General features: G+C 45.8%; 21 protein-coding genes. 15 read left to right on the top strand and 6 right to left on the bottom strand.

What is annotated here, in order from left to right; all coding sequences use genetic code 11:
- Window positions 1-1156 (top strand): sigma-70 family RNA polymerase sigma factor (locus tag N7U64_RS14650; protein WP_318930418.1); only part of this gene is annotated, 1156 nt, incomplete at its 5' end.
- A gap of 383 nt (window positions 1157-1539) precedes the next feature.
- On the top strand, window positions 1540-2412 hold the full coding sequence (locus N7U64_RS14645; protein ID WP_318930417.1) for a hypothetical protein: 873 nt from the start codon (window positions 1540-1542) through the stop codon (window positions 2410-2412).
- A gap of 102 nt (window positions 2413-2514) precedes the next feature.
- Here N7U64_RS14645 and N7U64_RS14640 read toward each other — a convergent pair whose 3' ends face one another.
- On the bottom strand, window positions 2515-2748 hold the full coding sequence (locus N7U64_RS14640) for a VOC family protein (RefSeq protein ID WP_318930415.1): 234 nt from the start codon (window positions 2746-2748) through the stop codon (window positions 2515-2517).
- Window positions 2715-2942, bottom strand: coding sequence for a hypothetical protein (locus N7U64_RS14635; protein WP_318930414.1), 228 nt, complete (start codon window positions 2940-2942; stop codon window positions 2715-2717). Before N7U64_RS14635 ends, N7U64_RS14640 begins: the two co-directional genes overlap by 34 nt.
- A 212-nt stretch (window positions 2943-3154) precedes the next feature.
- On the opposite strand from N7U64_RS14635, the gene N7U64_RS14630 reads away from it, so the two are divergent.
- The 7 genes from N7U64_RS14630 to N7U64_RS14600 all read left to right on the top strand — a co-directional run bounded on the left by N7U64_RS14630 (window position 3155) and on the right by N7U64_RS14600 (window position 12017).
- Window positions 3155-4168 carry a LacI family DNA-binding transcriptional regulator gene (locus N7U64_RS14630; protein ID WP_188005073.1) on the top strand — a complete coding sequence of 338 codons (1014 nt, stop codon included), beginning with the start codon at window positions 3155-3157 and terminating at the stop codon, window positions 4166-4168.
- Window positions 4169-4372: 204 nt separating this feature from the next.
- A complete protein-coding gene (locus N7U64_RS14625) occupies window positions 4373-5680 on the top strand; it encodes an ABC transporter substrate-binding protein (protein ID WP_318930411.1) in 1308 nt (435 codons plus the stop codon).
- Between the two features lie 60 nt (window positions 5681-5740).
- Entirely contained in the window at window positions 5741-6637 is an 897-nt protein-coding gene (locus N7U64_RS14620) for a sugar ABC transporter permease (RefSeq protein ID WP_318930409.1), read from the top strand.
- A 3-nt stretch (window positions 6638-6640) separates the two neighbouring features.
- On the top strand, window positions 6641-7564 hold the full coding sequence (locus tag N7U64_RS14615; protein ID WP_318930407.1) for a carbohydrate ABC transporter permease: 924 nt from the start codon (window positions 6641-6643) through the stop codon (window positions 7562-7564).
- Window positions 7565-7586: 22 nt separating this feature from the next.
- The gene (locus tag N7U64_RS14610) at window positions 7587-8933 is read left to right on the top strand and encodes a GH1 family beta-glucosidase (RefSeq protein ID WP_318930405.1); all 1347 of its coding nucleotides are present in this window, start codon (window positions 7587-7589) and stop codon (window positions 8931-8933) included.
- A gap of 68 nt (window positions 8934-9001) precedes the next feature.
- Complete coding sequence (locus N7U64_RS14605; protein ID WP_318930404.1) at window positions 9002-11389, top strand: carbohydrate binding domain-containing protein; 2388 nt, start codon at window positions 9002-9004, stop codon at window positions 11387-11389.
- 154 nt (window positions 11390-11543) lie between these two features.
- Window positions 11544-12017 carry a hypothetical protein gene (locus N7U64_RS14600; RefSeq protein ID WP_318930403.1) on the top strand — a complete coding sequence of 158 codons (474 nt, stop codon included), beginning with the start codon at window positions 11544-11546 and terminating at the stop codon, window positions 12015-12017.
- Window positions 12018-12077: 60 nt separating this feature from the next.
- On the opposite strand, the gene N7U64_RS14595 is transcribed toward N7U64_RS14600, so the two are convergent.
- Window positions 12078-13349, bottom strand: coding sequence for a M20/M25/M40 family metallo-hydrolase (locus N7U64_RS14595; RefSeq protein WP_318930402.1), 1272 nt, complete (start codon window positions 13347-13349; stop codon window positions 12078-12080).
- 92 nt (window positions 13350-13441) lie between these two features.
- On the opposite strand from N7U64_RS14595, the gene N7U64_RS14590 reads away from it, so the two are divergent.
- On the top strand, window positions 13442-14362 hold the full coding sequence (locus N7U64_RS14590) for a hypothetical protein (RefSeq protein ID WP_318930401.1): 921 nt from the start codon (window positions 13442-13444) through the stop codon (window positions 14360-14362).
- 110 nt (window positions 14363-14472) lie between these two features.
- On the opposite strand, the gene N7U64_RS14585 is transcribed toward N7U64_RS14590, so the two are convergent.
- On the bottom strand, window positions 14473-15510 hold the full coding sequence (locus N7U64_RS14585; RefSeq protein WP_318930400.1) for an excalibur calcium-binding domain-containing protein: 1038 nt from the start codon (window positions 15508-15510) through the stop codon (window positions 14473-14475).
- 195 nt (window positions 15511-15705) lie between these two features.
- Between N7U64_RS14585 and N7U64_RS14580 the strand changes: the two genes are divergently transcribed.
- Entirely contained in the window at window positions 15706-16005 is a 300-nt protein-coding gene (locus tag N7U64_RS14580; RefSeq protein WP_318930399.1) for an excalibur calcium-binding domain-containing protein, read from the top strand.
- A 45-nt stretch (window positions 16006-16050) separates the two neighbouring features.
- On the opposite strand, the gene N7U64_RS14575 is transcribed toward N7U64_RS14580, so the two are convergent.
- A complete protein-coding gene (locus N7U64_RS14575; RefSeq protein ID WP_318930397.1) occupies window positions 16051-16374 on the bottom strand; it encodes a thioredoxin family protein in 324 nt (107 codons plus the stop codon).
- Window positions 16375-16675: 301 nt separating this feature from the next.
- Here N7U64_RS14575 and N7U64_RS14570 point away from each other — a divergent pair, with 301 nt between their 5' ends.
- Window positions 16676-17545 (top strand): cation diffusion facilitator family transporter, encoded by an 870-nt coding sequence (locus N7U64_RS14570; RefSeq protein ID WP_318930396.1) that lies wholly within the window; start codon window positions 16676-16678, stop codon window positions 17543-17545.
- A gap of 43 nt (window positions 17546-17588) precedes the next feature.
- On the opposite strand, the gene N7U64_RS14565 is transcribed toward N7U64_RS14570, so the two are convergent.
- Complete coding sequence (locus N7U64_RS14565; protein WP_318930424.1) at window positions 17589-18134, bottom strand: class I SAM-dependent methyltransferase; 546 nt, start codon at window positions 18132-18134, stop codon at window positions 17589-17591.
- A 279-nt stretch (window positions 18135-18413) separates the two neighbouring features.
- Here N7U64_RS14565 and N7U64_RS14560 point away from each other — a divergent pair, with 279 nt between their 5' ends.
- From N7U64_RS14560 to N7U64_RS14550, 3 genes are read left to right on the top strand one after another with little or no spacing between them, the layout of a single operon-like run.
- Window positions 18414-18902, top strand: coding sequence for a MarR family winged helix-turn-helix transcriptional regulator (locus tag N7U64_RS14560; RefSeq protein ID WP_318930395.1), 489 nt, complete (start codon window positions 18414-18416; stop codon window positions 18900-18902).
- The gene (locus N7U64_RS14555) at window positions 18895-20619 is read left to right on the top strand and encodes an ABC transporter ATP-binding protein (protein WP_318930393.1); all 1725 of its coding nucleotides are present in this window, start codon (window positions 18895-18897) and stop codon (window positions 20617-20619) included. Before N7U64_RS14560 ends, N7U64_RS14555 begins: the two co-directional genes overlap by 8 nt.
- A complete protein-coding gene (locus tag N7U64_RS14550) occupies window positions 20616-22487 on the top strand; it encodes an ABC transporter ATP-binding protein (protein ID WP_318930392.1) in 1872 nt (623 codons plus the stop codon). Before N7U64_RS14555 ends, N7U64_RS14550 begins: the two co-directional genes overlap by 4 nt.
- Window positions 22488-22682 lie beyond the last annotated feature (195 nt).

Here is a 22682-nt window from a genome sequence, read left to right as displayed (position 1 = left end):
TTCTCCCCGTACCTTACCGAACTTTATTGAAAATCGACAAGTTCAACATATTTTCGTTATTGATTTATCAAAACTAAAGGAAGATATGAGAGACACATTCGGCGTTGTTAGTTCTTTAAATGATCAAGAGTTAATTAGTTATTTATCAATGAACGATTATAAAAATATAAAGGTTAAACAAGAATTAAAAAAAGTGGAGAACAGCAATAGTGATAATAAAGAAAAGTCAAATATTAAATTTGAAGATAGTGATGAAGATAAAGATGATGAATTAAATTTAGAAGCATTTTTTACAAATATGTTTGATTCAGAAAAAATTAGTATCGAAGAAACTTCATATAAAGATAACAGCAATTTATTTAAGCTTTATGATGAGAAAAAAAATGATGGAGTTCAACTACTAAGGATAAAAGAAAAGCTGATCAAAAATAATCAGGCATTAGTAAAAAAACTTGCTTCTCATTATAGTGATAGAGGAAAGTCATTAACTATTGATGACTTAATCAGTGTAGGTAATATAGGTTTAATGAAAGCAATCGATCGATTTGATTTGAAATATGAAGCTCAACTCTCTACTTATGCTACCTATTGGATAGTTCAACAAATGACAAGAACTATTATTAATGAAGGATATATGATTAGAATTCCTGTGCATGCAATGGAAAAAGTTTTTAAAATGCGGAAAATCGAAAAAGAATTAGAATTCGAAAATATAAAAAAATCAGTCGATGTAGTATGTGAAGAAATGGGTATAGATAAAAATGGATATTACTATTTAAAAGAAATTGAACATAAGTTTTTACATGATGTGTCATTAAATTCCTTCATCAATACGGAGACTGGAACTTCAGAAGTAATAGATTTTATAACAAATATTGATGCAGATTATATGAATAACATATTAACGATTGAAGAAATTGTAATTAATAATGAGATAAAAGATATTGTTCTTGATGAAATTGATATGCTTCCTTATCGAGAAAGAGAAGTAATTAAACTAAGATTCGGAATGAAGGATGGCAAAACTAAAACTTTAGAGGAGATAGGTCACATATTTGGTGTTACTCGTGAACGTATTAGACAAATAGAAAGTAAGACTTTAAAAAAACTGAAAAATAATAAAGCTCTGAATACTCTCTATGATTTTGAAAATTAAACTAAAGTAATCAGAGCTTTATTAAAAGGTTTAGTCCACCATTAAAGACTAAAAAGAATGTTTATTAGATTAGAATAATCATCTCTTATAATTTATTTTTAACAAATACTCTGAGATCTATTCACATGCTTCTAATGCAACAGCAGAATCTCCGTGATGCGTAAAAGAATTCGCTTGACCGGCGAATTCGTCATGTTTAACAATCGTAGTACCCGCTGCCTAAGAATACTAAATATCAACAGCCTTCAATCACGTTTTACTGTAGTGATCGGCTGATAATCCATTTAATGGTAATTTACAAAAAGCTTTGATACACTTTTAAAAAGTACAAATTGAGATTTACGATTGATAATCTGCCTTGTACATAAAAGGAGAATAAACGAATGATTGATTTAATGGTTTCTGGCATGTTAACAGGGTTGAAAGTATACAAAGGAGTAAAAGAGAAAAAAGAAATCGTAGATAAGCTAATTAAATTAGAAGCTGAACAGGCACAACTATTTGATATGTTTACGAATGAAATTAAAGCGATTCAAGAAGGTCCTTTTTACGTAGGGTTAACTTACCTGGAGCAAGCGATGGACGATCATCGAAGTCAAAAGGACTCTAAAAAGATGGTGGCAAGTGCCTTAAAAGAATTCATCAAAGCTTATGGTGTACAAAGAGCAAAATTCACAAAGACAGCGTTTGATATTCATTTTACAGGATTTATTCAATCTTATATCAGCATTACTTGGCTCATGTTAGACTCTCCACAAGATGCAAAAAATTGGATCGAAAAATCAATTGTTTCATTACAAGAAGGACAACGATTGTTCAAAGATGATATTTCAAATCTTAAGGTGGAAATCTCAGAAATCGAGCTGGAAGAGGATCAGCATAATCGTAAATTAAACGATTCAGTTGTTTATGCAGGGTTAGATTTTTTCTTTGGAAATGCTTCCTTGGCGGAAAAAAAGCGGAAGCTGCCTGAATATCATGCATTGGTAAACCGCTACTCAAAAGCCCAGTCTGAAAGTCATAAATATATGCTTGAAATGAAAGAATTACATAAGCAAATTGATATTGAGCTACTCAATTATGAAGAATCTAAAAGTGAAGCAACGAATAAGGTGAAGAGCTTGTTTGGAACAGTTACTGGATTAGCTAATTCGGCTGATAATAAAGTGACGAAGGAAACATCGGTACTAGAGATACCTCTTGCGGCCGAAAAAACAAATCGGATTCAGGGAATGTTTAATAGATTTAAAAAATAAAAACAAGGTCTGACGAATTCTGTCAGACCTTGTTTTATGGTAAGAATGTCATTCCTTCAATCGCTTGAGGAAAGCGATTGAAGGAATGACACCAAGAATGAATTAAGCCGTCACTTCACTCACTTCATGGTTGAGCTGCCACTGCACACCAAACGGATCTTCGACAATACCGTAGGCTTCACTCCAAAACGTTTTTTGAATCGGCATGATGACATTGCCGTCTTGCGCCAGCTTATCGAATGTCTCGTGAATGAGTGAAACGTCTGAAAGGTGCAGAGCAAGCGTGACATTTTGACCGATCGTCACCGGATCATGTGGCATCGCATCAGAAAACATGACGCGTGTCCATGAACAATCAATTGCGAATGCAGGACAAGCGACTGGACATCTTTTTCAAACGGTTGACCGTCCGGACCATTGCCGGGACCAAATTCCATGATTTCGGGAATGTCCTGGCCGAAGACTTTGGCATAGTACTGAATCGCCTCACGGGTATTACCGTTGAACACAAGATAAGGGGTAATCGGCATAGTAATGCTCCTCTCAATTTTAAGCACGGTTGGCTGATACTTATAGTATACCAAACGTTTGTTCTTATTTGAAGATCTTTCTGATTAGAAATGAAAGCGATATCATTTATTTTGCAAATTCCGATTAAATTCTAAAAAAATGGTTGTATCTTTCCAAATCACCGTCTATACTAAATTTATCGAAAGCGCTTTCGGTGAAATGGAGTGGTTACATGGGTACAATTTATGATTTAGCGAAAATAACCGGTTTTTCGATCACCACGGTCTCAAAAGCCTTAAATAACTATTCCGATGTCAGTGAGAAGACGAAAGCAAAAATCGTTCAGGCAGCAGCCGATATGGGCTACTTACCAAACGCGCATGCCCAGTCACTTTCGACAAAACGGTCCTGGACAATCGGCGTCATGTTCTCGGAAGCACACGGCGTCGGAATGATGCATCCGTTTTTCAACGCGATCATCGAAAGTTTCCGAAAAGCAACAGAGCAACAAGGCTATGACTTAATCTTCGCTTCACGGAATTTGCGTAATCGGGACATGAGTTATCTCGAGCATTTCCGGCATCGGGCGGTCGACGGCATCGTCGTCATCTGTTCCGATCAAATGGACCAACACGTTCAGGAACTGATTCAAAGTACGATTCCAATCGTTGTCGTTGATATGGACAGTACGGATTGCAGTGTCGTTTTCTCGGATAATCTGACCGGCGGCGCACTTGCCGTCAATCACTTACACCAGCTCGGTCATCGACTAATCGCCCATATCGCAGGGGATAGTACGACTGACGCAGGATCGGCTCGGATTGAAGGGTACAAACAAGCAATGGGACGCTTAGGATTACCGATTCCTGATGAATATATCGTCAGCGGAGGATTCTTTTCGGTCGAAGAAGGAAAACAGGCAATGCAAGAGTTACTCGCACTGCCGGAACAACCAACGGCTGTCTTTGTTGCAGGTGACCAAATGGCCATCGGTGCCATTGACGCAATTCATGAAGCTGGCTTACGGATTCCGGAAGATATTTCGATTGTTGGCTATGACGACATCGAACTGGCTAAGTTCATTACACCAAAGCTGACAACGGTCCGGCAAGATACGGATACGATCGGACAGCATGCAGCGAACCTTTTAATCGAACAGATCGTCAACAAGAAGCGGGTCATGACGACGGATATCATTCCGGTCGAACTGATTGTCCGTCAGTCGACGGGACCTGTCAAAGCATAATCACTTTTTCGAAATCGCTCTCGCAGGTTGTCTTCGAGAAAACGCGAGAGCGGTTTCGAAATCCATACTATATTTTTTGTACGTTTCCGAAAGGGCTTTCGGAATTTTTTTCACACTATTTACGAAAGCGCTTTCGATATTTTTGAATAATAAATGAGACCGCTTACTTAGGGGACTACCAAAACACCAGAAGGATGGGATGACATGAAGAAGAAGTTAATCAGCGTATTAACAGTCGGTGCGTTAACGGCAAGCGTTTTAGCAGGATGTTCAGGCGGCGAAGAAGAAAAAACGAGCGGCGGCAAGGAAGTCTTGAAAATCTGGTCATTCACGGATGAGTTAAAAGAACCAATCAAAAAGTTCGAAGAGAAAAACGGCGTCAAAGTCGAATTGACGATCGTTCCGATCGCGGATTACCCGACAAAATTAAAACCGGCACTTGAGAGCGGCGTCGGCGCACCAGATATCTTCACAGGTGAGATTGCCTTCTTAAAACAATGGGTCGATGCCGGCTACTGGGCAAATCTCTCAGAAAAACCGTTTAACGCAGGCGAAGTCAAAGATGACTATATCCCGTACGTCTATGACATGGGGAAAGACAAAGACGGTAACGTTCGTGCCTTGTCATGGCAAACGACACCAGGTGGCGTCTACTACAAACGCAGCATCGCGAAAAAAGTTCTCGGCACAGATGATCCAAAAGAAATCGGTGCGATGATGAACTCGATGGACGGCGTCTTCGAAGTCGCTGAAAAGATGAAAGGCAAAGGCTACAAAATGTTCCCGGATGAAGGATCAATCCGTTGGTTCGCACAAGGAAATGAGCCACAAGCCTGGGTCAACGACAAACAGGAACTCGTCGTGACGGAAGACAAGAAAAACTACATGGATTACGCAAAAGAATTACGGACGAAACAATACACAGCACTTGCGCCGGAATGGTCTCCATCATGGTTCGCCGGGATGGACAAGCCGGTTAAAGTCAAAGAAAACGGCAAAGAAACCGAAACAGAAATCTTCTCATATGTCCTTCCAACATGGGGCTTACACAGTGTCTTAAAAGAAAATGCAAAAAAATCAGCGGGTGACTGGGCTGTCACAAGCGGACCGAGCCCATACTTCTGGGGCGGTACATGGTTAGGTGTCTACAAAGATTCGAAGAAACAAAAACTTGCGTATGATTTCGTTAAGATGATGACGCAAGACGAAGAGTTCTTGACAGAATGGGCGAAAGAAACAGGGGACGTCCTCGCTTACAAACCGGTTACAGACAAAATCAAAACCGACTTCAAAGATGAGTTCCTCGGCGGACAGAACAACTACGAGTTCTTCCTCGATCAAGCAGACAAGATCACACCGGGAATCGTGACGAAGTACGACCAACAGCTCGACACATTGTACGGTGCATCAGTCATGGAATATGTCCAAGGCAAAAAGTCGAAAGACGAAGCACTTGCTGAATTCTACAAAAAAGTCAAAAATGCGTATCCGGACGTTAAAGTACCGGAATAAGGAGTCTAGGTGGGGCGATCCTCGCTTCACCTTTTCTTATTTAAGAAAGGGGTTTGACCTGTGAAAAAACTCGACCGCCATGGTTATCTGTTCATTGCACCGTTTTGGATCGTCTTCTTGATCTTCAGCATCTATCCGGTTGCCTTGACGTTCTATTACAGTTTCACCAACTACACAGGCGCAGAAGGCGAACAACTCGTCGGACTCGCGAACTATACGCGTTTGCTCGGAGATACGTACTTCATTGAAGCATTCTTCAATACGATCAAGATTTGGGGACTGAACTTCATCCTGCAAATCGGGGGAGCGTTGATGCTCGCCTTACTGTTCTCGGATTTACAGCTCAAGTTAAAAGGTCTCGCCTTTTTCCGGGCGACGTTCTACCTGTCAAACTTGATCACGATCAGCTCGGTTGCCTTGCTGTTCGGCATCCTGCTCGACTGGCAGCACGGTTCACTGAACATGATGCTGATGAAAATCGGTTTGATTTCCGAGCCGATCAACTGGTTGACACAACCGGTTACGGCACAAATTTCCGTTTCCCTCATCTTGACCTGGATGTGGCTCGGTCACTCGTTCATCGTCGTCATGGCCGGAGTATCCGGTATCTCGAAAGATTATTTCGAAGCGGCACTGATTGACGGTGCGACACGCTGGCAAATCTTCTCGCGGATCACGTTACCGCTCTTAAAACCAATTCTGCTCTACATCATGATCACGTCATTGATCGGTGGGCTGCAATTGTTTGACCTGCCGATGTTAATTACGGATGGTGTCGGTGCGCCGGATGGTGCCTTGAACACGATGGTGCTTTACCTCTACAACCAAGCCTTTAAATACAACAACTACGGCTACGCCGCTGCGGTCGCATACGGATTGTTTGCCATTACACTCGTCTTTTCAATCATCGTCTTCAAAGGGATGTTCCGAAAAGAACGTTCACCGAAAGGAGCCTGACCGATGGAACGAAATGCAGAGGCACGTCGGATCGTGCCACAAACGGAAGAACAACCGGAGCGTTCCGAACGCCCGCTGAAATTGACGACACCGCCAAAACAGAAAAAACCTTGGCTGGGCAAGGCGATCATCTATATCGCGCTGATTGCTTTGACGATCGCCTGTATCATTCCGTTTTTGATGATGATCATCAACGCGACCCGCTCAAACGAAGAAGTCCTGTCTGGTTTCTCGTTGATTCCAGGAAACTCGCTCGCTGAAAACTATGCGGCTTTAAGTTCTTACGTCAACATCTGGTCCGGTTTCAAGAACAGTCTGATCATCGCCGTCCTCGTGACCGTCTTATCCGGTTACTTCTCGGCGATGACCGCATTCGGATTCGCGTTCTACCAGTTTAAAGGAAAAAACGTTCTGTTCGTCTTCATGCTTGTCATGATGATGATTCCGGGGCAACTCGGATTAATCGGGTTCTACGAACTCAGTAAAAATCTTGGATTACTCGACAGCTTCATCCCGCTGATCGTTCCGGCGATTGCCAGTCCGTTCACGGTATTCTTCGTCCGTCAGTACCTGCAGACGGTCATGCACCCGAGTTTGATTGAAGCAGCACGGATGGATGGTGCGAGCGAAATGCGTATCTTCCATACGATTGCCTTGCCGATGATGATGCCGGCAATCGCGACAATGTCGATCTTTACGTTCATCGGTTCGTGGAACAACTACATCATGCCGCTCGTCCTGCTGTTCTCACCGGAAAAGTATACGTTACCGGTCTTGATGGGCTTCCTCAAAGGATCACAAGTTGCAGAAAATCTTGGTTCACTGTATCTCGGAATCGCGATTTCCGTCGTACCGATCATGATTGCCTTCCTGTTCCTCTCGAAATACATCGTCAGCAGCATCTCCGCTGGTGCCGTCAAAGAATAAACTGTTAAAGGAGCTTACACCTATGAAATTTACACCGAATTTCGTCTTCGGGACGGCGACGTCTTCTTACCAAATCGAAGGCGCACACGATGAGGGCGGCCGAACGCCGTCGATCTGGGATACGTTCTGCGACACGGACGGAAAAGTTTTTGAAAAACATAACGGGGATGTCGCTTGCGATCATTACCACCGGTTTGAAGAAGACATTCAGCACATTAAACAGTTAGGCGTCGATACGTACCGCTTCTCGATTGCCTGGCCACGAATCTTCCCGAGCAAAGGGCAGTTCAATCCGGAAGGGATGGCCTTCTACAAGACACTCGCGACACGTCTCCAGGAAGAAGGCATCAAACCGGCGGTCACACTCTACCACTGGGATCTTCCGGTGTGGGCGTATGACGAAGGCGGCTGGGTCAACCGTGACTCGGTCGACTGGTTCCTCGATTTCGCCCGCGTCTGCTTCGAAGAGCTCGACGGGATCGTCGATTCATGGATCACGCATAACGAACCATGGTGTGCCGGTTTCTTAAGCTACCACCTCGGACAACACGCACCGGGCCATACGGACATGAACGAAGCCGTCCGTGCCGTCCACCACATGCTGTTGTCACACGGAAAAGCCGTCGAGATGTTAAAAGGGGAGTTCAACTCAGCGACGCCGATCGGCATCACGCTGAACTTGGCACCGAAGTACGCAAAAACGGATTCCGTCAACGATCAGATTGCGATGAACAATGCCGATGGTTACGCGAATCGCTGGTTCCTTGATCCGATCTTCAAAGGACAATATCCAATCGACATGATGAACCTGTTCTCGAAATACGTTCATACGTACGACTTCATCCACGCGGGAGACCTCGCGACGATTTCGACGCCGTGTGATTTCTTCGGGATCAACTTCTACAGCCGGAACCTGGTTGAGTTCAGTGCCGCAAATGATTTCTTACACAAAGACGCGTACTCGGATTATGACAAAACCGGCATGGGCTGGGATATCGCCCCAAGTGAGTTCAAAGACCTGATTCGCCGCCTGCGCAACGAATACACGGACTTACCGATCTTTATCACGGAAAACGGTGCCGCGTTTGATGACCAGCTCGTTGACGGGAAAGTTCACGATCAAAACCGGATCGATTACGTCGCGCAGCATTTGCAAGCCGTGTCGGATCTGAATGACGAAGGCATGAACATCGCCGGTTATTATCTCTGGTCGCTGCTCGACAACTTCGAGTGGAGTTTCGGCTATGACAAACGATTCGGGATCATCTATGTTGATTTCGATACACAGGAACGAATCTGGAAAGACAGCGCGCATTGGTATGCGAATGTCATCCAGACGCATAAGGCAGCACTTCCGCAAGAAGCGTAACGTCGTCGAACAGGCAAGATCGAATTGATCGTCTTGCCTGTTTTTTTATTCAAAAGGAGGAATTACAGATGAAGAAGTGGCTCGCAGTTGCCCTCGGAACCGGACTTGTCCTGTCCTACGCCGGGACCGGTCATGCCGAGAAAGCAGACAAAAAAGACAATACGAAATGGAAAATGGTCTGGTCGGATGAATTTACGAAACAACAGCTCGACCGGACGAAGTGGACCTACGACACCGGGAACTGGATCGTTGATCAAAATGGAAGCGCTATCAGTCCAGGGTGGGGAAATAACGAAAAACAATATTACACGGACAAAACCGATAATTCCTTTATCCGGGACGGCAAACTCGTCATCCGGGCCCAGGAAGAAAAAACAACGGATGCGCTCGGAACGTACGACTATACATCAGCTAAATTAAAGACTAAAGGTTTATTCAGCAAGACATACGGGCGTTACGAAATCAAAGCGAAACTACCGACTGGCAAAGGGTTATGGCCGGCGTTCTGGATGTTGCCGGAACAGGACAAGTACGGCGCCTGGGCCTCGTCCGGTGAAATTGATGTCATGGAAGCGTGGGGCAGTCAACCGGATAAAGTTGCCGGCACAATCCACTACGGCGAAAACTGGCCGAACAATAAATACACCGGCAAGGATTATCATTTCCCGGACGGCGGACGGATTGATCAGTGGCATACGTATGCGGTCGAGTGGGAGCCGGGCGAACTGCGTTGGTACGTTGACGGTAACCTCTATCAAACACAAAACGACTGGTACAGCAAAGGGAAAAACACGGCAACGAACTACAGTTATCCGGCACCCTTCGACCAAAACTTTTATCTCGTGATGAATCTCGCGGTCGGCGGCTGGTTTGACGGGGAAGTCGACGCGACAACGAAGTTCCCGGCGGAAATGGAAGTCGACTATGTCCGCGTCTATGATCTGAAGAACCGCGACTACCGTGAACCGGTCGAGCCGGTTTATGAAAACGTGACGTTACCGGACGGCGCGAAACAGCCGTTAGCTGACGGGAACCTCGTGTATGATCAAGCGTACGAAAAAGCGATTAAAACGATTACCGACGGCGCGCAGACACTCGATCCAACGTACTGGAACTATGTGACGTTACCTGACTTTGGCGGTAAGGGGGCGGTCGACGTGACGGAGCAGGACGGGACCCGCTTCGCCAGTGTCACGATTGACCAACCGGGAGCGCAAAACTATGCTCACCAATTGATTCAAAAGATTTCGCTCGCTCAAGGCGGACGCTACGAAGTCAGCTTTGACGCCAGCAGTGAAGAAGCGCGGACGATCGTTGCCAAAGTCGGCGGCGGGGCAGAACGGGGCTACACAAAATATTCGAATGAAGAAGTGATCGATTTGACGCCAACCGTCAAACGCCACACGTTTGCGTTCGACATGGCAGCAGAAACGGATCTCGCGGCACGACTCGAGTTTAATCTGGGTCTGGCCAAAGCAGGCGTCAAAATCGGCAACGTCCGCGTCGAACAGGTACCGCGCGGTGAAATCGATGAAACGGCAACCAAACCAGCTTTACCGGACGGCAATCAGATCTATAACGGTACGTTTGATCAAGGCGCGATGGACCGTCTGACTTACTGGCAGTTTGATGCCGATCAGACCAAAGGTACGGGAACCGTTGATCCGGTGACACGTGACTTTACATTTAAGACGAATCCGTCAAAAGGACAACCGGCGACTTTGACGCAACAAGGTGTCCAATTAAAAGAAAACCATCAGTATGTTCTGCGTTTTAAAACGAAAGCCGAACGAATCAAACAGTTGCAAGTCAAACTGACGAATGCCGACGGCATGTTAGTCTATCTGCCGACGCATGACGTACCGGTGACAAAATCGGCAACAACAGTCGAAGTACCGTTTACGATGACGCAAGCGACGGATTTGAACAGCCAACTCCAGTTCGATTTCGGGACAGCAAAAGGTGAAGTGACACTCGATGACGTCGAGTTGATGGATGTCACACCGGTCGAAGTCGATCGGTCACCGCTCAAAAACGGTTCGTTCGCGGACGGACTGAACTTCTGGAGTTCGTATATCCACTATGACGCGCAAGCCGTCGTTTCAAACGTCAATGACGCAGCGAAACTCGCCATCACGTCAGAAGGACAGGAACCATGGAGCGTTCTGCTCGAGCAAGGCAACTTAAAGCTCGTCAAAGGACAGACATACCGACTGACGTTTAAGGCATCGTCGACAGTTGCCCGACCACTGGAAGTGACGGTCGAAAATGCAGCGTATACACGTTACTTCAGTGAAATCGTCGAACTGGGCACGGAAGCAAAAACGTATCAGTTTGACTTTACGCTTGGTCAGGATGATACAGCCGGACTGAAGTTCCTGCTTGGGAAAGCAGCCGGTTCGCCGTTTGCGGCACATGACGTGACGATTGATGATGTGAAGTTAGAAGTGAAGTAAAAGGCGTGTAATCAAAATAAAAGCATCCAGGACTGCCTCGTTTCGATATATGAGGAAAGACTTGGATGCTTTATTTTTTTGTATTAAAAGGTATTTAAATCCAATTAAGAGAACATAACACTAATGTAATTTCATACTTAGGAGGAACACCATCATGGTTCGTTCGACAAAACAGTATCTCGCTTTATTTATCGTGCTTTTGCTTGCGACAATCGGTATCAATGCCTGGCCGGCGAGTATTCATCCCGACGGTACGATTGGTCTGCTTCAAATCGTGTCTTCGCTTGCCTGGCTGGTCTTTTTAATTGGTTCGGTAATGCTCGTACGCGAAGAAAAGACGCTTTTGTTTGTGTTCTATTATCTCAGCTTCGGTTTTGTTGCCGGGACCGTGGTCTATCTGGTGACGTTCTTTGAACGGTACTGGTTGGGCGAGCTTTGGTTTGATCTCGTCTCCGGCATTCAATATCCGTTTTATTTTTTATTTGCGGTTCCGCTGTTTGGGTTCAATGCCTGGTTGGATGTTTCGTACGGACAATTTGCGATGTTTGCCGGGTTTGCTTATATCGTGCTGGCGATTGGCGTAAGTGTCCGGTCCAAAAAGCTCGAAGCCAAACGACTCCGGTACTGATTGTCGGATAATAGAAAAGCGCGCCGCGGCGCGCTTTTTTCGGTGACGTCTGGACGATACTCAAGTACGAAGCGGGATGAGCTGATGATGCAGAACGGATTCAATCAAAGCGACTGTCTCAAACGTCGCTGCGTAATCAACCGTTTCGTGTTCGGTATGCTCATGCATGTATCCGACAGACAGGTTGACAGAAGGGATGCCGAAGCCGGCAAATACCTTGGCATCACTTGATCCGCCGTTCGTGGTCGTCTGCCAATCGGGCATTCCGGCCAAGCGTCCTGCTTCTTCAAACAACGAACCGAAATTGGACGGACAGAACGGAATCAGGTTTCGGCAGGCTGTGACGATATCACGCGTTCCCCGGCGGTCGACGACGATGGCAGCATCCACATCTTGAATGAAAGCGGGATCGATGCCTGCCGCGCCGCGACATCCGATTTCTTCTTGAACGGTAAAAGCGAGTTTCAGAGTACCGGAGAAGTTTGTATTTTGCACACGATCGAAGACTTCGAGAATCGCCGTGATGCCGGCTCGATCATCTGCTCCCAGAGTACCGCTTGAGCTGCACAGTGTCGTCCCGTCTTCGAAAATGGTCCGGTGTTCGTCCTTTGATTCAAACGTGTCCATATGAGCTGATAGCAAGACGGTCGGTCCGACACCACACTGGATCGTCGCCAAAACATTTCCCTGCTTATCGGTATACGGGAAATCCGTGCTCGATTTTAAGTGATTTCGTAGATGCATCGCGACCAGTCGCTCCCGTTTGCTGACACCCGGGATATCAAGCCATGTCAGCAATCGATGTTTAAATTGTTCGAGTTGTAAGGTATGGAGATAGCTCCGGTCTTCGGACAACCGGTAAAGACGCTCCGCTAAGGATAGTAAAGAAGAAAATCCACTTTTCCGGTAATCGAGTTGTAACGTCAGACGCGTCAAATGCATCGTCATTTGGTGTGGCAACGCAAGGTTAAGCATCTGCCACTGTTCAAGGGATGGAAGTTGTTTTAACGTAACGGAAGCCCGTCCGCGGCCATGTCCGTCGCAACAAGACAACGTCGCGATGTCGAGAGAGTTCAGCCAACGGACGATGCCCCGAATATATGGATCAAAGGATTGATAAGGCAAATCATTTGTCGAAGGATCAAGCATCGCTTCACGACCCGGTAAATCATTAAAAGGAACCTGCTGAATCCACTCGATCAGCCGACGATCGCTCCAGTCTTCAACCGGATATTGTAAAATGGAGTCAGTCAAAAAGGCGACGTGCGTTTTGCTGAATCGGTCTTCCCGGTTTAGACCGTGTCGTGCTAATAGAATCGTTGAATTAGTCATTTCAAACAGCTCCTTGTTTTGTAAGTTGTTTTTAGTTTAGCAAGGGAGCTGTGACAGGCTGTCACACGTCAAAAATGAAGGAGTCACAGGGAATGGAACTGTCAGGATATTTGGAAGCGCAACGAATCCGCCGGGAATTACCGAACGAAACCCAAGAGGAACGGGCTATCAAGCGTAAAGCACACCTTGACTTACTTGTTCGTCAGGCAGAATTCTACAAGCTGTCGGACACTCCGGATTATCGTCAGGCTAAAAGGTGGTTACTGGACGCCATTAAAATGGAGAAACATCATCCGATTGCAAATTACCGATTAGGTTATATTTTGTATCGTGAACGTGAGTATGAACAAGCTGCCTATCATTTAAAAATAGCAGTTGATGGAACACGGACAGACATCTTAAGTGATACACAACTGATCTTAGCGAATATCTTTCTCGTGAATTGTGGAGTGGCGATAACACGGGAGGCGTTACAAAAGCTTGAAGATTTGGAATCGCAAATCGAAGGTGATATCGATCAAATACGAATTGACCGTTATCGCGCAGAAATGATCGTGCAGGATGAGTATGTACTGGACCGAATCTACTACCGGAAAATCTCGGCAGATCGTGAAACGATTATCAATGAAGAAACGTTTCATGAGACGAAACCGGAGAAGGGTGAACTATTACTAAAAAGTTCGGATGCCGGGAAAATGTTACATGTAGCCGGTCAATCAAGTGAGATGTTAAATCAACATATGTTTTTGACCCTTGTATTGTTAAATCAATCTGTGTTTCAGACGTATCCCGTCCTGCAAGCTGCCTTGTCTGAGCTAAGTGGACAAGATATCACGTATGACCATATGCGGCAGTTGATTCGAAGAGTCCGTGAACGTTTTGGAAAGCTTGATCTGATTGAAGCGACAGCAGTGGTGCTTCCGGAATCACCACGTTCTGTCCAAGGATTTCGAATTCATCCGAACTGGGCGGTGACCATCCTTTGTCGAGCGGATGATTTTATTTCAAAATAAGCAATTCTACAATTACATTACTAAGAAAACTCTATGAAAAAGACAGAATGGTTTTAGATAAACCAAACTGCAATTTCATAGAGTTTTTTTGAAATACATATAAAGTTAGATTATCGCTCGCAAGCAAAATTGTCTTTATCCCGATCCATTTTTGATTGGTAAGCGGGGTGAGTTGAGGGAACACCATTTGGATAGACCTGGGTCAGTTCTGTACAGTTCGCAAAGGATGCATTAGCTCTGGCTTTAGCGTCAGCTTTGGCTTTAGCGTCAGCTCTGGCTTTAGCGTCAGCTCTGGCTTTAGCGTCAGCTCTGGCTTTAGCATCAGCTTTGGCTTTAGCGTCAGCTCTGGCTTTAGCATCAGCTCTGGCTTTAGCATCAGCTCTGGCTTTGGCATCAGCTCTAGCTTTAGCATCAGCTTTCGCTTTGGCATCAGCTTTCGCTTTGGCATCAGCTTTCGCTTTGGCATCAGCTTTCGCTTTGGCATCAGCTTTCGCTTTGGCATCAGCTTTCGCTTTGGCATCAGCTTTTGCTTTGGCATCAGCTTTCGCTTTGGCATCAGCTTTCGCTTTGGCATCAGCTTTTGCTTTAGCCTCGGCTTTGGCTTTAGCGTCAGCTTTGGCTTTAGCGTCGGCTTTGGCTTTAGCCTCGGCTTTGGCTTTAGCCTCGGCTTTGGCTTTAGCCTCGGCTTTGGCTTTAGCCTCGGCTTTGGCTTTAGCCTCGGCTTTGGCTTTAGCCTCGGCTTTTGCTTTAGCCTCGGCTTTGGCTTTAGCGTCAGCTTTCTCCTGATCATCATCTTTCTGTTCAGTCGTTACTTCATCTACATTTGATTCATCAGGTTTTTGAACTTTAGCCGGAGCAACCGATTTTGAAAGTGTATGAAGATCATTGGTTTCAGCCATTTCCGTACTAGGTAATTCAAAGGCTAAAACAAAGAATGCAATTAGTGTAGTAAGAATCATCCAAAGTAAGGGACGTTTTATAACAAACCTTTTATTCCGTATTTTTTGGAAGAATTGATAATTAAAAAATAAACTGACAATAAATAAAATACTAGAGAAAATTGAAGTGGTCGTAATAGATACTATTAACAGCACGACAGTAAGAAGTGTAGTTAATATACCAAGTAATATGAGAAAAAATTTATTCATCCTTTTCACTCCTTTAATAATATATTATGTAAAACATAACATATTATTAAAAAATGGTAATCTGATTTTAAAAAACTAAACAAAATATGTGTTCATAAGAAATAAATGTTAAAAACGAGCCGTATATTTTAAACGAATCCTCTATAATTAAATTATCACTAAAATTTGGTATTTTAAAAACGAGGAGGAATGGACATGAATAAAGCAGTGAAACTTATCATGACCGGTGTACTTAGTCTTTCATTGATCAGCGTGACGTCGGCAGAAAGCCATGCAGCAACGAAAGCGAAGACATTCAAGAACTGTACGGAGATGCATAAGAAGTATAAAGGCGGAGTTTCAAAGAAAGCCGGACTCAAAAACCGGACAGGATACGATAAGAACGGAAAAGCCATCTATAAGGATACGAAATACAAAGCCTATGTCAGCTTAGCGACGTATAACCTCAATGCAAAAAGCGACCGTGACAAAGACGGCATCGCCTGCGAACGCTAAAAAAGACCCGCTTCCGAGTTTTTCAGAAAGCGGGTCTTCGCCTGTTTAGTTGAAGTTTTTCTTGAGGAAGTCCGTGACTTCTTCCGGTGTTTTTGCGTTGGCACTGTGCAAGTGACCGAGTTTCTCGTTGTTTTGGAAGACGAGTAAACTTGGAATCCCCATGACGACATTGTCAGAAGCGATTTCCGGGAATTCATCCTTGTCGATCGTATAGATCGGCAGTTCGCTGAATTGTGATTCGACATCCGGCATGAAGTAGTCCATCCGTTTGCAGTCCGGGCACCAGTCTGCTTCGAACTTGATGATGACCGGTGTTTCGCTTGCGATTAACTCTTTGAATGTATTTTCACTCTTAATGTAGTTACTCATGTGTTAGTTCCCCCTGTTGTTGGTGTGTATCTTCAGTCTACTGATTCGGGACGCAAGATGCACGGATTATGATTGAAAAGGAACCGGGTTCTGCAAAAATGTTGTAGAGAAAAGCAAGAGAAGTATGCGCAAATTGCACAAGAAGCGCCAATACACGTTTAAATATGATTTGCTTTAAGGCAAAACTATTGGTCATTTGTTAATTAACTAGTTTTAAGCAAAATGATTTCTATAGACCCACTTGATTTCGACCTGTTACGATGAGGTTTGCTAATCGACAGAGCGAGTGGGGGCGACAGAAATGGATCAACAAAAATACGATAATTTAAAGCTCGGTGAGCGTGGTGCAATCATCAGCATCATTGCCTATATTGTTTTATCAATTATTAAATTAGTTGTCGGCTACACGGCGGATTCAGCGGCCTTACGGGCGGATGGTCTAAACAATACGACCGATATCATCGCTTCGATTGCCGTCTTGATCGGATTACGGATTTCAAGACGGCCGGCAGATGATAATCATAAATACGGACACTGGAAAAGTGAGACGATTGCCTCGATGGTCGCGTCCTTCATTATGATGGCCGTCGGACTACAGGTCCTGATCGATACCGTTTCCACGTTGTTCGAAGGAAAACAGGAGTCACCGGATATCGTCGCGGCTTATGTCGGAATCGGTTCCGCCGTTGTGATGTATTTCGTCTATCGTTACAATCGAAGCCTGTCACGGAAAATTAACAGTAAAGCGGTCATGGCGGCTGCAAAAGATAACTTATCCGATGCCTGGGTCAGTATCGGAACAACGATCGGGATTATCGGTTCCCAGTTCGGGATGCCGTGGCTCGATATTGTAACAGCGATTGTCGTCGGATTCTTAATCTGTAAAACGGCGTGGGATATCTTCTCGGAAGCCTCCCACGAATTGTCGGATGGGTTTGATGAACAGAAGCTAAAGATGTACGAAGATGTGATTTTTGATTTAGAGGGTGTCAAAGGAATCAAGTCGATCAAGGGACGGAATTATGGAAATAATGAAGTCGTGGATGTCGTGATTCTCGTCAACTCGCAATTGAACGTCCATCAAGCCCATGATATCGCGACGAAAGTCGAAGATACGCTGACGGATGAATATGGTGTCTACGATATTCATGTCCATGTTGAGCCGGAATGAAGCAGATAAAAGGAACGCTCGTCTTCTGACGACCGTTCCTTTTTTAATGGAAAGGTTTATAGCCTATCACTGCAACGTTACGGAATTGCCTTGAAACAGGACCTTCGATGAATGAAATGTCGGAAAATCCGTGTTTTCTTGCGGCAGGAAGGAGTTCGTCTTGGACTAGATCTCTCACGCCGGCCCAAATGACATCATTCTTACCATCACAAAAGGTGATAACAAAATGACCGCCTGGTTTTAAGGCGTGATAGAGAGCAGCCAAGGTGTCGGAGATGTTTTCCCAAAAATAAAGTGTATGTATCGTAAATACTTTATCGAACTGTTCATTTTGAAACGCCAATTGATTTAAATCGCCATACAGTACCTTGACCCGATTGGATTGGATCGCCTCTTTGTTTCTTTTTTGTACCGACCGCAACATAGCAGAAGAAGAATCCATACCGGTAATCTGTTTGGCGTCTGTTTGATGTACAAGTCGTTCGATGGCATAACCTGCGCCGCAATCTAATTCCAAGATGCTGTCCTCTTCTTGAACTGCCAACAAATTAATCGTCCATTCTGTTTCAGGTTGGTGTTGCCTGACCATCTTTTCCCCGATATAAGTTCCGAACCGTCCTGTCGGATGGGCATATTGCTGATCAATGAAACGTTTAATGGATGCAAAGATAATGATCCGCTCCTTCCTCACGATTCTCTCAATTTTATGTCTCTTTCATTATACGTGAGATGAATCATGTACTGAATATAATTATGTGCATTTTCACATTGTTTCTGCGTTGACATTCGATCTGAATGAGCGTAATTTAGTTTACATAGATAATCGTTCGATATGGAACGATTCAAAATGGAACACGGAGGTGAAAGCATGGAAACAGAACAAAAAGAGCCGGTCCGTTCAACGGCGATGATGCAGTCGTTTTGGAATGTGCAGCGTCATCTTGTCCGCGCGGCGCATCAGACGGCGCAGGAAAACGGACTCAGTTTGCCGCAATTTCACAGTTTGATGACGATTGCCCCACGAAGTCCGATTACGCAAAAAGAACTGGCCGTGCATACGCATTTACCGAAAAGCACGCTCAGTCAATCGATAGAAGGATTGGTGCAGTCGGAGTGGGTGATCCGGGAAACGAATCCGAACAACCGGCGGGAAGTCGTCTTACGTTTGAGTGATCACGGACGGCAATTCGTCGAGACGATCAAACGGCAGGAAGCGGGGATGCAACAACGGCTCGAGCAGGTCCTCGATCAGATTGACCCTGCTGTTTTTGAACAGATGTTGCAGACTCATGCGCAGATTGCAGAAGGATTAAAAGAAATTTTGTCACCAGGAAACGGAGGCTGTACAGATGATTAAGCTACTCAAAAATCTGACGACCTATAAATGGGCAGTTTTTGCCGTCTTAATTCTCGTCTTCGCCCAGTCGATGTCGGATTTATATTTACCGACGTTGATGGCCGACATCATCGATAAAGGAGTCGTGACGGGGGATACGGCCTACATTTGGAAAATCGGGGCCGTCATGCTTGGGATTACCGGACTTGGCGCGCTCGCGGCGATTGCTGCCAGCTACTATTCCTCGAAAGCCGCGATGGGACTCGGCCGCGACATTCGCCGGAAAGTCTTTAACCACGTCGAACGGTTTACGTTACAGGAGTTTGATCAGGTCGGAACGGCTTCATTGATCACACGGACGACAAACGATATTACGCAGGTCCAACAGGTCGTCATCATGATGCTCCGGATGGTCGTCAGTGCGCCGATCATGTTTGTCGGTGGACTGATCATGGCCGTCTCGAAAGATGCCAAATTATCACTTGTCATCGTCGCGGCGATGCCGGTGTTGGTCGTCTCGATTTTGTTGATTCTCTGGAAAGGGGTCCCGTTGTTCGGCCAAGTCCAGAAACGGCTCGACCGCCTGAACCTCGTCTTACGGGAAAACCTGACCGGGATTCGTGTCATCCGGGCCTTTAACCGGGAATCCCAGGAAAAAGTCCGGCTGACAAAAGCGAATGCCGATTTGACGGACGTCTCGATCAAAGTCAATAAAATCATGGCCTTTTTGATGCCGGTCATGATGCTCGTGATGAACTTGACGGTCGTCGGTGTCATATGGTTCGGCGGTATCCGGATTAATAACGGCGGGATGCAAATCGGGGATTTGATGGCGTTCATTCAATACGTCATGCAAATCATGTTTGCTCTCGTCATGGCGTCCGTCATGTTCGTCATGATTCCTCGGGCAGCGGTCTCAGCGAAACGAATTAATGAAGTCCTCGAGATGGAGCCGACGATGGTCGATGCCGGAACCGCTTCTGCGGATAAAGAACGCGGCACGCTCGTCTTTGACCGGGTGACGTTCAGTTATCCGGGAGCCGAAGCACCGGTCTTATCGGATATCAGTTTTACTGCCCGACCGGGTGAAATCACTGCGGTCATCGGTGGAACGGGTTCAGGGAAATCAACGCTCGTCAATTTGATTCCCCGCTTTTATGACGTGACGGAAGGCAGCATCCAAGTCAACGGCGTCGACAGCCAAGCCGTCCCGCAGGAAGAATTGCGTTCGAAAATCGGTTTTGTCCCGCAAAAAGCGTTGCTGTTTACGGGAACGATTGCGGATAACATCCGGTTCGGAAAAGAAGACGCGACGGACAAAGAAATCCAGCATGCGGCACAAGTCGCTCAAGCAACGGATTTCATTGAACGGATGCCGGACCGATATGAATCAATGATTGAACAAGGCGGTTCCAACGTATCCGGTGGTCAAAAACAACGCTTATCGATCGCCCGGGCACTGGTCCGGAAACCGGATATCTACGTCTTTGACGACAGCTTCTCGGCGCTTGATTTCAAGACGGATGCCACGTTACGGAAAGCTTTAAAACAGGAGACACAGGACGCAACCGTTCTGATTGTCGCGCAACGCGTCAGTACTGTCATGGATGCCGATCAAATCATCGTTCTCGAAGAAGGTCGGATTGCCGGCATCGGAACGCATGATGAACTCTATGAAACAAACGAAGTCTATCAGGAAATCGTCAAATCCCAACTGTCAGAGGAGGAAATCGCATGAGTACCAGTAATACAAAACGACCTGCCGGCGGTCCTCCAGGTGGCCCGGGTGGTGGTCCCGGCGGCGGGAACATGATGATGATGGGTGAAAAACCGAAAAACTTCAAAGCGACGTTCCGACGGTTGCTCGGCTATCTGAAACCACGCCGAAATGCCCTCATCGCCGTCTTCGTCGCAGCTATTCTCAGTACAATCTTCATGATTGCCGGTCCAAAAATCATGGGGACGGCGATCACGGAACTGTTTGAAGGCGCCTATGCGAAATTCCAGGGCGTACCGGGAGCGGAAATCAACTTTACGAAAATCGGCCAGATCCTGTTGTTACTCGCGGGACTGTATGTCGTCAGCAGTCTGTTCAGTTACCTGCAACAGTATCTGATGTCGGGCATCGCGCAAAAAACAGTCTATGATTTACGGGAAGATGTAAATCAGAAGCTCGAGCGGTTGCCGCTCAAGTATTATGACGGCCGACCGAACGGGGAAACGCTCAGCCGAGTCACGAATGACATCGATACGATCGGAAGTACCTTGCAACAAAGCGTGACGTCGTTCATTACGTCGATCGTGACGATCGTCGGGATTTTAATCATGATGCTGACGATCAGTCCGCTATTGACGTTGATCTCACTTGTCTCTTTACCAATCTCGATTTTTGCGATTCGTCCGATTTTAAAACGGTCGCAAAAATACTTTGCCGATCAACAACGGACACTCGGACAATTGAACGGGCATGTCGAAGAGATGTATACCGGTCATCCGGTCGTCAAAGCATTCGGTCATGAACGCAGAGCGGTCGAACAGTTTGATGCCGTGAATGAAGAGTTATATGAAGCGGGACGAAAAGCCCAGTTCATTTCCGGGATCATCATGCCGATGATGATGTTCATCGGGAATATCAGTTACGTTCTGATCAGTGTCGTCGGCGGGATTTTAGTCACCCAGCGCAGCATCTCGATCGGGGATATTCAAGCGTTCATCACCTATACACGCCAATTCACACAACCGATTACCCAAACGGCTAATATCGCGAACATCGTTCAGTCGACGGTCGCAGCGGCCGAACGCGTCTTTGAATTGCTGGACGAAGAAGAGGAAGTTAAAGAAGTGACGACGCATCACTTAACAAAAGCCGACGGCGCGGTTGCCTTTGAACATGTCGACTTCGGTTACGGCGAACAGCTGTTGATTGAAGATATGAACATCGATGTCAAACCGGGCCAGACGGTGGCAATCGTCGGTCCGACCGGTGCCGGTAAAACGACGCTGATCAATCTGTTGATGCGGTTCTATGAGTTAAACCGCGGTGTCATCCGGATCGATGGGATCGATACACGCCAGATGTCACGCGAAGATTTGCGGACGACGTTCGGTATGGTCCTGCAGGATACATGGCTCTTTAACGGTACAATCCGCGATAACCTCGCGTACGGAAAAACCGGGGCGACGGAAGAGGAAATCGTCGAAGCGGCAAAAACGGCTCATGCCGATCACTTCATCCGGACGTTGCCGGACGGTTACGATACCGTCTTAAACGAAGAAGCATCGAATATCTCACAAGGGCAAAAGCAGTTGTTGACGATTGCCCGCGCGGTCCTCGCCGATCCGCCGATCATGATTCTCGATGAAGCGACGTCAAGCGTTGATACGCGGACGGAAATCTTCATTCAACAAGCGATGAAACGATTGATGGAAGGGCGAACCAGTTTCGTCATTGCCCACCGTCTGTCGACGATTAAAGATGCCGATTTGATTTTGGTCATGGATCAAGGGCGGGTCATTGAACAGGGCACACATGAAGCCTTGCTCGAAGCGAACGGCTTTTATGCTGATCTTTACAACAGTCAGTTCTCGGAAAAAGAAGTCGTTTAAGATGGACGCGGTCAAATTATTTCGGTACGTCGGCGAAACCATGACGGCGGAATACTAAAAAATAAATAGCTTTTCCAAAATGGATGGTTCTGATCAGAATCATCCATTTTTTTAAATACTATTCACAAACTGCCACTTTCAGGTTAAAAGTGGTTTAGTAATTCCTTTAGCTGGGGAAATTAAAGAAGTGTCGGA

It is taken from the genome of Exiguobacterium sp. K1 (genome assembly GCF_033721435.1).
Taxonomy (GTDB): domain Bacteria; phylum Bacillota; class Bacilli; order Exiguobacteriales; family Exiguobacteriaceae; genus Exiguobacterium_A; species Exiguobacterium_A artemiae.
The sequence above is the reverse complement of the archived record's forward strand: the minus strand, read 5'-3'. Positions and strand labels throughout refer to the sequence as shown.